Consider the following 12,458-nt stretch of genomic DNA (forward strand, 5'->3'; position numbering starts at 1 on the left):
AAACATTTTTGATGCCAGGGGTTGTCACTTTCTCCGGATTGGAGGAAATCTTGATTGTGTCCTCCATCGTGCCGTCAGCCCGCTCGACTGAGACAATTTTATAAACAGCGCCAAGGGCAGCCTGTTCGTAAGCGGTGATCAACTTCGTACCAACTCCCCAAGTATCAATTTTCGCACCCTGTGCTTTCAGGTTCATGATCGTATACTCATCCAGGTCGCTGGATGCAACGATTTTCGAATCATTAAAACCGGCTTCATCAAGCATTTTACGAGCTTCCTTTGAAAGGTATGCAAGGTCCCCGCTGTCGAGGCGGATGCCGATGAAATTGATCTTATCGCCAAATTCCTTTGCGACTTTAATCGCGTTCGGCACTCCTGACCTTAGCGTATCATACGTATCGACTAGGAAAACACAATCCCTATGCGTCTCAGCGTATTTTTTAAATGCGGTGTAGTCATCCCTGTAAGCCTGTACCATCGAGTGAGCATGCGTTCCGGAAATCGGGATTCCGAACAGCTTGCCTGCACGCACATTGCTGGTGGAATCAAAGCCGCCAACATATGCAGCGCGCGTGCCCCAGAGAGCCGCATCCATTTCATGCGCACGGCGGGTACCGAACTCCATCGCGATTTCATCTTTTACAACCTGCTTGATTCGTGAAGCCTTTGTCGCAATCAATGTCTGGTAGTTCACGATATTAAGCAGCGCCGTTTCAATCAACTGCGCTTCAACAAGCGGTGCATCGACCCTAACCAGCGGCTCATTGGCAAAAACAATCTCACCCTCCTGCATCGCACGAATCGAGCCAGTGAACTTCATATCTTTTAAGAAGGCAAGGAAATCCTCATCAAAACTTCCTTCTTCCCTCAGGTATTGAATATCACCTTCTGTAAAACCGAAGTTTTCGATATAATTGATGATTTTTTCAAGGCCGGCAAAAACCGCATAGCCGTTACCGAAAGGAAGCTTACGGAAAAATAAATCAAACACCGCGCGGCGATTATGGACGCCATCACGCCAGTAAGTTTCCATCATATTTAATTGGTATAAGTCCGTGTGTAGCATTAAACTATCGTCTGTGAATTTTGTACTCATCAATAAACCTCCATATATACTGCCCTGAACCGCTTGACCATTTAGCGGATAAAATGAAACTACGCTCCGCACCATGTGGCCTTGCAAATGGCTGCTACTTTACCTCCGCGCCAATCGAGCTCTCAAAATGGCGGAGCGACCACTCATGGCCCACCTGATCAAAAGAAGCAACCGCATCCTTATACACAATAACCTTAAATCCCTTATTATAAGCATCGACTGCCGTGTGAAGGACGCAAATATCGGTGCATACACCGACGAGATGCACTTCTGTGATGCCTCGCTCGCGCAGTTTAATCTCAAGGTCCGTCCCGGCGAATGCCGAATACCTCGTTTTGTCGATATAATGTACATGGTCGAGATGCTTATTTTCTTCATAAACTCCCTGCAGGCTGCCGAACAAATCCCTGCCTTTCGTCCCGCGGATATTATGAGGAGGATAGAGCTTCGTCTCCGGATGGAACTCATCGCACTCATCATGGACATCGATCGCGAAAACAACATAGTCACCATTTTCGATGAACTCCTTCGTCACGCCGACAAGCTTCACCTCAATCGCCTGACCCGGCTCACCGCAAGTCAGCCGGCCATCGTCCGCCACGAAATCATACGTATAGTCAATATTGATCAACGCTTTGTTCCCCATTATGTATCCACATCCTTTTATCTTATTATCTTTTATTTTCTTCCAAATATGATTTACAGGCAAATTTTTCATATCGATGGGAGCTTTTTGGTATAACTAGGCTTACCTTTGGTGCCTTGAATTCATTCTGAAAATAGGTCAAGAATCAGCAATATTTTTTGATTTAGGAATATAATCAACTTTTCAGGAATATAACTGTAGGTTTAAGGAATATATTTGTATTTTAAGGATTATCATCACTTTTTAAGGAATATCCTCCTATACCCTTTTTCCAATCGTAAAAAAACCACCCCAATTTGGAGTGGTTCCTTCATCAATCTGCTTTAAAATTCAATTCCAGGTTCTCCGGCCTGTCTTCTGGACGGATTTCATCCAACGGCACATAGACTTCAATGTGCCTGAACAGGTTTTCGAATTCAGCTGGCAGGTTGCCGCCGTATTCGCCGTCGAGGTTCAGCTGGACGGTTTCCTTAGCATGCACCTTGATGCGGTTTGCTTGCGTGTAAATGACGCCTGGGTCATTAATATGCTCACCGCGGACAGCGAGCGAAGCGATCCTGATAAAATCGGCCAGGTTCGTCTTTTTCAAAATCAATAAAGAAAACATTCCATCATTGATTGACGAATTTGGAGCCAGGCGTTCGAAGCCGCCGACAGAATTCGTCAACCCGACGAGGAACATCATGACCTCGCCCTCGAATAGCTTTCCATCATACTCAATGCTTACTTCAGAAGCACGAATGGATGGCAGCATCTCGATTCCTTTTAAATAATAAGCGAGCTGGCCCAGCATTGTCTTAAGTTTGCTTGGCACTTCATATGTCAGCTCCGTCAGCCTGCCGCCGCCAGCAATATTTATGAAATATTTATCGTTAATTCGCCCTACGTCAACCGGAATCGTTTCGCCTTTAACAATGATGTCGACCGCAGCTTCTATATCCCTTGGGATATGGAGCGCGCGCGCAAAGTCATTTGTTGTGCCGACTGGAATGACGCCGATCCTCGGGCGGTATTCCTGTTCAGCGATTCCATTGACCACTTCATTGATCGTTCCATCTCCGCCAGCCGCAATTACCAGATCATAGCGCCGCTCAACCGCAATCCTCGCAGCCTGCGTCGCGTCCCCCTCACCTGTCGTTGCATGGCATGATGTCTCATAGCCGGCATTCTCCAGCTTTACCAAGACCTCCGCAAGATGCTTTTTAAAAATCTCACGACCCGAAGTCGGATTATAAATGATTCTTGCTCTTTTCATACCCATCATCCTACTTAATATGGTTTTTAATTCCATCCTTTTACATCATAGCTCATTACTTCTATCCAGGCAATTACCTCAATATCGATCGTACCGGATATATCATAAACTAAATCCTGTCCATTTGCCAAAAAGAAACCCACTATTAAATCAAAGTGTTAACTATCGTATTTTTCAAAAAACTCTTCCATTCCTACTCGTTCTTTTTTACAATACAAAGAGAATGGTTACATAAATTGGAAACCCCTACCCGTTATTGAGATTGCGTGATGCAGCCTATAGAGACCTTATTACCCGGTTATAACCTGTACAAAAGCAGCTATGATTCATGCCGCAATATTGATCTGTCAATTGGACTTGTAGTTTTCTCATCCAAACACTGGAGATACTCCAGCAAATGAGAATCAGCAGTACATTCAAATAGAACTATACTGCTATATGATACAACAGACGTTAAAAACGGCATAATAGTTCCCGAAGGTTTTGGCCTGTACAATCACTGTCTGCAGAAAACACGTTTTCAGCATTGTACATACTTATCAAGAAACGATTGACTCTGTAAAATAAACATTCTGACAAGGACTATTTCAGAATAAAATTCTCTAACTAGATTAAAAGGGTGACGTTATATGACTTGGATTTGTCTTTTGGCAGCTTATTTGGTCGGTTCCATTCCTACCGCTTTATTGATTGGCAAATATTTTTTCCATGTTGATATCAGGGACCACGGCAGTAAAAACCCTGGCGCGACGAATACATTGCGGGTCATGGGAAAGCGAGCGGCCATTGTCGTTCTGCTTGTGGATGTCGCAAAAGGGATGCTTGCCGCTTCTCTTCCGCTGATCTTCGATACTCCATTTGAACCGCTGTATGCCGGGTTGATTGCGGTCATAGGCCACTGCTTCCCGATTTTTGCGGGCTTCCGCGGGGGCAAGGCGATTGCCACGACGGCAGGGGCACTGCTGGTTGTTGATATCGGAATGTTCCTGGCCGTATATCTGACTTTTTTTGCCGTCATTTTTCTAACCAAATATGTGTTTATGGGTTCGATATCGGTGGGAATCGCGATGCTCATTTATTCATTCTTTTCTCCGGAAGTTCATGAGCCATTCATCTTTACTGCTTTTATTTTATTTTTAGTTTTCCTCCATCGTTCTAATTTGCAGAACTTTTTCAGCGAAAAAGAACCGAAAATCAATGATAGAAAAGTAAAAGGCGACCGTCTTCCACCAAAAGATCACAAGATGTGAACATTAACCATGGCTTTCCCGAGCCATGGTTATTCTTTTGCACTATAAATATATTAGAAAAGCAAATTACTATTGAAGGAATAGTAATTTTGGCGAAAAAATAGATTGTTAATCATTTATTTGAAATGATAGAATATTAATTGTATTAGCAATATTTTTTTTAATATTTTTTCACAATAACAAAGGGGGAAAGATTATGTCCAATGAAATGTATCAAATCATTGCCATCGGGATCTACATGGCCGCGATGCTTTATATCGGCTGGTATTCCTACAAAAAGACAAGCAACCTGACTGACTACATGCTTGGCGGCAGATCGCTAGGTCCGGCAGTCACAGCGCTTAGTGCAGGCGCGGCTGACATGAGCGGCTGGCTGCTGATGGGTCTTCCAGGGGGGATCTATGTAAGCGGTTTAGCGAATGCGTGGATTGCCATCGGATTGACCGTCGGCGCGTATCTCAACTGGCTTTATGTAGCACCTCGACTTCGTTCTTACACACATGTAGCAAATGACTCCATCACGATTCCCAGCTTCCTTGAAAACCGTTTTAAAGATGATACAAAGCTTTTAAGAATTGTATCAGGAATTGTTATTCTTCTATTTTTTACTTTCTACGTTTCTTCCGGAATGGTCGCCGGAGCCGTTTTCTTCCAGAGTTCATTCGATCTTAATTATCACACCGGCTTATTACTTGTTTCTGCTGTAGTTGTGGCGTACACACTATTCGGTGGTTTCCTTGCGGTAAGCTATACAGATTTCATCCAGGGGATGATGATGCTCTTCGCCCTGCTGCTCGTTCCTATTATCGGATTCGGAAAGACTGGGGGACCAGCCGAAACATTTGATACAGTCAGAGCGATTGACCCTACCCTGCTTGACTTGTTCAAAGGCACTACTGTGCTTGGCATCATTTCAACTGCTGCCTGGGGCCTTGGTTATTTCGGACAGCCTCATATCATCACTCGTTTCATGGCGATCACAACTGTAAAAGAAACAAAAAGCGCCCGAAGAATCGGGATGGGCTGGATGATTTTCTCGCTAATCGGGACAATGCTGACTGCCCTGATCGGTCTTGCTTATTTCAAACAGAATCCAGATGTAAAACTGGAGAATCCAGAAGCCGTCTTCATCGAGCTCGGCCAATTGTTCTTCCATCCATTGTTCGCCGGCCTCATGCTGGCAGCTGTTTTGGCAGCGATCATGAGCACCATCTCGTCCCAGCTGATCGTTACGTCCAGCGCATTGACTGAGGATTTATACAAAATCTTATTCAAGAAAGAAAAATCTGATAAGCAGTACGTATTTTTCGGACGTATGGCGGTACTGGCAGTAGCCATTATCGCTGCATCACTTGCATGGGTACAGAACGACACGATCCTTGGCCTGGTTGCATACGCATGGGCAGGATTCGGCGCAGCGTTCGGACCGATCATCCTGCTGAGCCTGTACTGGAGAAAGATGACCAACTGGGGCGCGATCCTCGGTATGATTGCCGGTGCAGCTACCGTTGTTATCTGGAGCAACCTCGGATTGAGCGATGTGATGTACGAAATCGTCCCAGGTTTCATCATCAACCTTATAATTTCGGTAGTCGTCAGCTTGGTAACTTACAAACAAAATCCTGAGATTGAAAAAGAATTCGATATGAGTATCGAGAATTTAAAATCTTAATAGTAGAAATGCCACAGAGATTTCAGCTCTGTGGCATTTTTATAGTAGTTAGGTAGAGCTCTTATCCAGGCAATTAAGCGGCAGCCAACATGTCGGATGTTCCACGTGGAGATTCAGAAAAATTCGATATTAATGCCGAATGTTTCTTGGCAACTTGAAAATTGTAGATTATTTTATGAGCAGACTATGATAGAAAGAACCCAATTCATTTCCAACAGGGTATCATTTCTCGGGAAATATCGACAAAAAAGCTGACGAACAAATCGTCAGCTTTCGCTATTATCTCTTATTCAATTCTTCAACAAGCAATTTATTCACTAATGGCGGGTTCGCCTGGCCTTTTGTTGCTTTCATGATCTGGCCGACAAGGAAACCTTTTGCTTTATCCTTGCCACCCTTGAAATCTTCTACTGATTGCGGGTTGGCATCGATAATTTCGGTAATGATTTTGAGCAGTTCACCTTCGTCTGAGATTTGGACGAGTCCCTTCTCCTTGACGATTTTCTCCGGGTCGCCGCCGTTCTCAACCAATTCCTTGAAAACTTGCTTTGCAATCTTGGAGGATATCGTGCCGTTCTCAATCAATTTGATCATTCCACCAAGACCTTCTGGAGTCAATGCTGTTTCATGCAGCTCTTTAGATTCAGCCTTCAGATAGGCTGAGAATTCACCCATCAGCCAGTTCGATGCCTGTTTAGCGTCTGCTCCTGCCTTCACAGCCGACTCAAAGAAATCAGCCATTTCTTTTGATACCGTTAGCACTTCTGCATCGTAAGCTGGCAGTCCCATTTCCTCGACATATCGCTTTTTACGCTCGTCTGGAAGCTCAGGAATTTCCGCACGCACTCTCGCCTTCCACTCCTCATCGATATAAAGATCAGGCAGGTCAGGTTCAGGGAAATAACGATAGTCATCTGAGCCTTCTTTAACTCGCATCAGGATCGTCGTGTTATTCGCATCATCGTAACGGCGTGTTTCTTGCTGGATTTCACGGCCAGCGAGAATTTCCTCCTCCTGGCGCTTTTCCTCATACTCAAGCCCTTTGCGAACGAAGTTGAATGAATTCAGGTTCTTCAGCTCTGTCTTCGTGCCGAACTCCTTCTGGCCAACTGGCCTGATGGAAATATTCGCGTCACAGCGGAGTGAACCTTCTTCCATTTTACAATCCGATACGCCCGTATATTGGATGATGGACTTTAACTTTTCAAGATAGGCATATGCCTCATCGGGAGTGCGTATATCGGGCTCCGATACGATCTCGACAAGCGGTGTCCCCTGGCGGTTGTAGTCCACCAATGAATAACCATTTCCGTGTGTCAGCTTGCCTGCATCTTCTTCCATATGGATGCGCGTAATTCCGATTTTCTTTTTATAGCCATTCACTTCAATCTCAATCCAGCCGTTCTCGCCAATCGGCTTGTCGAACTGTGAAATCTGATAGGCCTTCGGGTTGTCCGGGTAAAAATAGTTCTTCCGGTCAAATTTCGTATGATCCGCTATTTCGCAATTCAAAGCCATAGCGGCTTTCATAGCGTAATCAACCGCTGTTTTATTCACGACAGGCAAGACTCCCGGGTAACCAAGGTCAATTACGGTTGTATTTATATTCGGCTCGGCACCAAAATGGTTCGGACTCGCCGAAAAGATTTTCGATTCTGTTTTTAATTCAACATGGACCTCAAGGCCAATTACCGTTTCAAACTTCATCGTTTTCACCCCTTTACAGCTCAGGTTGTTGTTTATGGAATTCAGTTGCCTGCTCGAATGCGTGGGCAACCTTGTATACAGTGCTTTCATCGAAATGGCGGCCGATAATCTGCAAGCCAAGCGGCAGACCTTTATCAAAACCGCAAGGAACTGAGATGGCCGGCACACCTGCAAGGTTAACCGGAATCGTCAAAATATCATTTGCGTACATTGTCATCGGGTCACCGATGTTCTCGCCAATTTTAAACGCTGGTGTCGGTGTTGTCGGCCCGACAATCACATCGTATTTCTCAAATACATTTTCAAAGTCCTGCTTGATCAGCGTGCGGACCTTCTGTGCTTTTTTATAATAAGCATCATAGTATCCAGAGCTAAGTGCGAACGTACCAAGCATGATCCGGCGTTTTACTTCCTCACCAAATCCTTCAGCACGCGTCTTTTTGTACATTTCAATCAGGTTCTCTGCGTTTGGAGTACGATAGCCATATCGCACGCCGTCAAAACGCGCCAGGTTTGCGGACGCCTCTGATGATGACAGCAAGTAATAGGTCGCCAGGGCGTACTTCGAGTGCGGCAGTGAAACTTCTTCCCAGGTTGCACCAAGGCGCTCCAGGACGACAAGTGCATCCATCACCGATTTACGAACTTCTTCGTTCACGCCTTCACCGAGATATTCCTTAGGCACAGCGATTCTTAAGCCCTTGATATCGCCAGTCAATGAAGCGATATAGTCAGGGATATCTACATTGGCGGAAGTTGAATCCATTTCATCATGTCCCGCGATTGCTTTTAACAGAAAAGCGTTGTCTTCAACATTGCGCGTGATTGGCCCAATCTGATCCAGAGAGGACGCGAACGCAATCAGACCGAAGCGTGAAACAAGGCCATACGTAGGCTTTATCCCGACAACCCCACAGAATGATGCCGGCTGGCGGATGGAACCGCCTGTATCCGAACCAAGTGAGAACAGCACTTCCCCTGCGGCTACCGATGCAGCCGATCCACCAGAAGAACCGCCCGGCACTCGGTCCAGATTCCATGGGTTTAGAGTTTTCTTAAAGCCAGAGTTTTCATTTGAAGACCCCATTGCAAACTCGTCCATGTTCAGCTTGCCGATCGTCACCGTTTCAGCCTGTTTCAGTTTCTGGATGACAGTCGCATCGTAGATAGGATCAAAGTTTTCAAGAATCTTGCTCGCCGCTGTTGTGCGCAGGCCTTTTGTGACAATATTGTCCTTGATGCCGATTGGCAGGCCATACAACTTATTGGTTGGCGCGCTTTGCACTGCCTTGTCGTCCAATGCTTTCGCCGCTGCCCTTGCATTTTCTTCATCTACTGTTAAAAACGCCTGGACCTTCCCTTCGGCCTCGCCAATCCGCTTGAAAGATTCATCAACCAGGTCGGAAACGCTCAGGTCTCTTTTATGTAAAAGCTCATGAAGCTCCGAAATCTTATGTTCAAATAAACTCATCTCAGGCCCTCCTACTCCATAATTCCTGGTACTTTGATCTGCCCATCCTGATGCTCAGGCGCATTCTTCAATACCTCTTCACGCGGCAAGCCCTCTTTTGCACGGTCCTCACGCATGACATTTTTTATTTCAAGCACATGTGCAGTTGGTTCAACATTGTCCGTATTCAACTCATTCAACTGCTCAGCATATGTAATGATTTTATCCAGCTGGTCCGTCAGCATTTGCGCTTCCTCTTCTGTAATCGCCAATCTCGCCAGGTGTGCGACATGCTTCACCTGCTCCTCAGAAATCCTTGACATAAAAGCACCTCCATCGTAAATCGTCAGACAATAATAATAATGATCATAGCAAAGTTTTCCACGTTAAAGCAATACAAGCCTTACTGTTTGTACTATTTTAACAGAAGTGGGGTGAGATCGCAGATAAATAAGGCCACTTTGCAAGTGATTTTTACTCGTGTTAATAGTTTGTCGTTGATTAACAGCGGGAAGGAATAGCCTAAGGAGGTGTAAAGAACTTGGCAATTTTAACTTTTTTCCTGGTCATCCTGTTAGCAGGAGTTCATCTATCTGTAAGATACTACTCAAAATTGATGGAGCAGCCGCGTAAGCCTATATTAAGCTTCGCAGGCGGCGCTTCCGTTGCCTATGTGATCGTGCACCTTTTACCTGAATTCCAGAAGGTGCAGAAGGATTTCAATAAACTTATACACATTCCAAAACATTACGAGGAATATAGTTTGTACTTGGTCGCGACGATTGGCTTCATCGCTTTTTATTCCATAAACCATTTTGTGAAAGCTTCTGAACAGAACAGATCTAATCTTTCTGTCTTTATTTTTCATATAGGAGCCTTTGTCCTCTATAATTCGTTCATTGGCTATTACCTGATTAAAGGCTTGAAACAGGAACCTAAAGCATTAATCATTTTCACAGCCGTTTTCATCTTACACCTCATGGTCAATGATGTCGGACTCCGGCTCGACCATAAAAAGCGATATGACCCATGGGGTTCACTGATCCTGGCTGTTTCTGTGGTCGGGGGATGGCTGCTCGGCTACCTCGTCACACTTCCAACCTTCATTTTTGCCCTATGGTTCAGCTGGCTGGCAGGAGGCATCTTATTAAATACCATTAAAGAAGAACTGCCAAAAGAACGCAAGAGCAAGCTGCTTCCGTTCATTTTAGGAGTTGTGGCCTCAACAGTATTGTTCATTTTAATTTGAAACATCTCTAGTTACTGCTAATGAAATAGATTGTTTTTATAGTCAACTTGAGATGGTTCACCGCTTGAAGCGACGACGACCGTACACCAGGTATGGAAAATGGGATGGAATTTGGTTCCACCCCATTTCCCTTTTCTGGCGAATCCTGTGTTACATAATCCTTTGGAGCCCACTGTGTTATTTGCCACTCGTCGATTGATCACTGATTCCAAGTGCCAATTTTAAATATTCCACAAATAAGATCGATTGCTCTTTGATCTTTAAATCTTCATTCGATAACATAGCATGCTCTACTGCCAAGCCATCGATAAATGAAATGATCGAACGTGCTATGATTTGATGATCAAACCTGAGGCTGAATTCCCCACTCTTTTGACCATGTTCAATAATCGTCGCATATAATTTCAAGCCATTATTGTACCGGCCGGACCCATATTCTCTTCTATGTTCATCATTTCTTCCTATTATAAAAAACTCAAGTTTTGCCGGTGCTAATGGATCCATATCATCATCAGGCTCTCCGTCCTCGCCAAAGATGGTTTGCATGAGCATATCCCAATAAGATGTTGCATTTTTCTTTACCTTATCCAAAGTATCATCTAATTCCATGGCTAGTGATTCTTCCAGAATCGTTTCAAACACAGCTTCTTTACTTGAAAAATATTGATACAGTCCGCCTCTGCTAATATTTGCAGCATCCAATATGTGCTTCATTGTGGCCCGCTCGTAACCATATTCAATGAAAACTTCCTGTGCTGCCTTCAATATATCAGCTCGACGCTGTTCCATGTGTTCCTGACTGACTTTCGGAGACATTCGTTCTCCCCCGTTCTATTTTACTTTTAAAAATCAAGCCGACAATCGAGACCGCAACCAACAATAAACCAGTAATCACAAATGTCGGGATGACTCCCAGTACAGTGGCAAGCAATCCGCCAGCCAATGGCCCAATGATCGTCGCCGTGGTCGTTACACTATTCAAAACGCCGAATACCCTGCCTGTCATGTGTACTGGAGTATCCGTCTGGACAGCAGCCTGGAAAGGGATGAATACCAATCCGGCAGAAAATCCGGCAACCATTCCCAAAGCAGGTCCCCATACAGCCGGCAGCGCTAAATCCAATTGAGTCAATACAGCCATCATACTAAAACTGACCCCAATCCCACAAACTCCAATAAACATCAAAATCAGGGCATTGTATTCTGTTTTTTTAGCCAACAGCAATCCTGTAAAAAACATTCCCACACCTGATGCAGTAACTATATAACCAAACAGATCAGGTGAAACATTCGACAGTTCCCTAAGTAATACGATGATTTGTGAGTCGGAAAGCTGCAAAATTAACAGGCTCACTCCTAACACCGTAATCCCAACAATCAAGAAACGATTTCCTTTAATAAATCTGATGCCTTCCAAAAAATCTTCTTTAAACGAAGTTCCCTTTTGTTCATCTGATTCCATTTTTATTGAAGCAGCTGCCTTTGGCAAAGTGAGCAGCAGAAGCGCTGAAATAACAAAGGTTCCGGAATCGATAAGAAACACCAGCTGTGTGCCAAAAGCCGCGACCAAGAGTCCGCTTAACAATGGTCCCAGCACCTTCGTCCCTGAATCAATCATGGAGGTAATGGACATAGCGCTTTTCATCTTTTCCTGATGTATCAGTTCTTTAAGCTTGCCGTTCTTTGCCGGTACAAATAGCGCAGATAGCATTCCGACCATGAAGAGACATACATACACAGTTACTAACGAATCCGCAAATGCAAGAACCAAAATAAGTACTGCTCTCACTAAGTCTGAAAGTATCATTAATACATTTCTGTTTAAACGGTCGGCAATCGTTCCGGTAAATGGTCCAAGCAGTGCCATTGGGACAGCCAAACATAAAATGATAAAGGAAACCTCCATTGGAGAAGCCTCCCATTTCAATCCAACCATCGTGATGATTGCCACAACACTTAACCAGTCACCAATACTTGATATTAACTGTGCAAGCATTAATGTGATAAACCCTTTATTTTTTAAAAGATCGCCCATTATCATCCCTCCATAATAAAACGACACCGATGTCGTTTTGGTTACCCTTATTATAACGACATAAGTGTCGTTTTTCAATACTTTTATAAAATTTGGTC

Annotated in this window: 11 protein-coding genes; 3 read left to right on the plus strand and 8 right to left on the minus strand. The window is 44.4% G+C overall.

The window, feature by feature from the left end; all coding sequences use genetic code 11:
* The 3 genes from ACH0QE_RS10880 to ACH0QE_RS10890 form a co-directional block, all read right to left on the minus strand.
* Positions 1 to 1,096: nicotinate phosphoribosyltransferase (locus ACH0QE_RS10880; protein WP_415800702.1), on the minus strand; the 1,096-nt coding region annotated here is incomplete at its 3' end.
* Between the two features lie 94 nt (positions 1,097 to 1,190).
* Entirely contained in the window at positions 1,191 to 1,742 is a 552-nt protein-coding gene (locus tag ACH0QE_RS10885) for a cysteine hydrolase family protein (RefSeq protein WP_415800703.1), read from the minus strand.
* A gap of 313 nt (positions 1,743 to 2,055) precedes the next feature.
* Positions 2,056 to 2,997, minus strand: a complete 942-nt coding sequence (locus ACH0QE_RS10890; RefSeq protein ID WP_415800705.1) for a diacylglycerol kinase — start codon at positions 2,995 to 2,997, stop codon at positions 2,056 to 2,058.
* Between the two features lie 629 nt (positions 2,998 to 3,626).
* Between ACH0QE_RS10890 and plsY the strand changes: the two genes are divergently transcribed.
* Both plsY and putP read left to right on the plus strand, forming a co-directional pair.
* A complete protein-coding gene (plsY, locus tag ACH0QE_RS10895; RefSeq protein WP_415800706.1) occupies positions 3,627 to 4,247 on the plus strand; it encodes a glycerol-3-phosphate 1-O-acyltransferase PlsY in 621 nt (206 codons plus the stop codon).
* Positions 4,248 to 4,443: 196 nt separating this feature from the next.
* Positions 4,444 to 5,919 (plus strand): sodium/proline symporter PutP, encoded by a 1,476-nt coding sequence (gene putP / locus ACH0QE_RS10900; protein ID WP_415800707.1) that lies wholly within the window; start codon positions 4,444 to 4,446, stop codon positions 5,917 to 5,919.
* Between the two features lie 279 nt (positions 5,920 to 6,198).
* Here the strand turns inward: putP and gatB are convergent, their stop codons facing one another.
* The 3 genes from gatB to gatC are packed head-to-tail and all read right to left on the minus strand — an operon-like array spanning position 6,199 to position 9,399.
* Positions 6,199 to 7,626: an Asp-tRNA(Asn)/Glu-tRNA(Gln) amidotransferase subunit GatB gene (gatB, locus tag ACH0QE_RS10905; RefSeq protein WP_415800708.1), complete on the minus strand. Its 1,428-nt coding sequence runs from the start codon at positions 7,624 to 7,626 to the stop codon at positions 6,199 to 6,201.
* Positions 7,627 to 7,639: 13 nt separating this feature from the next.
* Entirely contained in the window at positions 7,640 to 9,097 is a 1,458-nt protein-coding gene (gatA, locus tag ACH0QE_RS10910; protein ID WP_415800709.1) for an Asp-tRNA(Asn)/Glu-tRNA(Gln) amidotransferase subunit GatA, read from the minus strand.
* Between the two features lie 11 nt (positions 9,098 to 9,108).
* Entirely contained in the window at positions 9,109 to 9,399 is a 291-nt protein-coding gene (gatC, locus tag ACH0QE_RS10915; protein ID WP_041966935.1) for an Asp-tRNA(Asn)/Glu-tRNA(Gln) amidotransferase subunit GatC, read from the minus strand.
* Positions 9,400 to 9,617: 218 nt separating this feature from the next.
* Here gatC and ACH0QE_RS10920 point away from each other — a divergent pair, with 218 nt between their 5' ends.
* Positions 9,618 to 10,325 (plus strand): hypothetical protein, encoded by a 708-nt coding sequence (locus ACH0QE_RS10920; RefSeq protein ID WP_415800710.1) that lies wholly within the window; start codon positions 9,618 to 9,620, stop codon positions 10,323 to 10,325.
* A gap of 177 nt (positions 10,326 to 10,502) precedes the next feature.
* On the opposite strand, the gene ACH0QE_RS10925 is transcribed toward ACH0QE_RS10920, so the two are convergent.
* Together ACH0QE_RS10925 and ACH0QE_RS10930 are read right to left on the minus strand one after the other, a co-directional pair.
* On the minus strand, positions 10,503 to 11,141 hold the full coding sequence (locus ACH0QE_RS10925; RefSeq protein WP_415800711.1) for a TetR/AcrR family transcriptional regulator: 639 nt from the start codon (positions 11,139 to 11,141) through the stop codon (positions 10,503 to 10,505).
* A complete protein-coding gene (locus ACH0QE_RS10930) occupies positions 11,095 to 12,360 on the minus strand; it encodes an MFS transporter (protein ID WP_415800712.1) in 1,266 nt (421 codons plus the stop codon). Before ACH0QE_RS10930 ends, ACH0QE_RS10925 begins: the two co-directional genes overlap by 47 nt.
* Positions 12,361 to 12,458 lie beyond the last annotated feature (98 nt).

The organism is Mesobacillus sp. (assembly GCF_047739415.1).
GTDB lineage: Bacteria > Bacillota > Bacilli > Bacillales > Cytobacillaceae > Mesobacillus.

What these genes read in the sequence shown, in the direction of transcription:
- plsY (WP_415800706.1), top strand. Translation starts at nt 3,627, where the DNA reads ATGACTTGGATTTGTCTTTTGGCAGCTTATTTGGTCGGTTCCATTCCT.
- ACH0QE_RS10930 (WP_415800712.1), bottom strand. Translation starts at nt 12,360, where the DNA reads ATGGGCGATCTTTTAAAAAATAAAGGGTTTATCACATTAATGCTTGCA.
- ACH0QE_RS10885 (WP_415800703.1), bottom strand. Translation starts at nt 1,742, where the DNA reads ATGGGGAACAAAGCGTTGATCAATATTGACTATACGTATGATTTCGTG.
- putP (WP_415800707.1), top strand. Translation starts at nt 4,444, where the DNA reads ATGTCCAATGAAATGTATCAAATCATTGCCATCGGGATCTACATGGCC.
- gatB (WP_415800708.1), bottom strand. Translation starts at nt 7,626, where the DNA reads ATGAAGTTTGAAACGGTAATTGGCCTTGAGGTCCATGTTGAATTAAAA.
- ACH0QE_RS10890 (WP_415800705.1), bottom strand. Translation starts at nt 2,997, where the DNA reads ATGAAAAGAGCAAGAATCATTTATAATCCGACTTCGGGTCGTGAGATT.
- ACH0QE_RS10925 (WP_415800711.1), bottom strand. Translation starts at nt 11,141, where the DNA reads ATGTCTCCGAAAGTCAGTCAGGAACACATGGAACAGCGTCGAGCTGAT.
- gatA (WP_415800709.1), bottom strand. Translation starts at nt 9,097, where the DNA reads ATGAGTTTATTTGAACATAAGATTTCGGAGCTTCATGAGCTTTTACAT.
- gatC (WP_041966935.1), bottom strand. Translation starts at nt 9,399, where the DNA reads ATGTCAAGGATTTCTGAGGAGCAGGTGAAGCATGTCGCACACCTGGCG.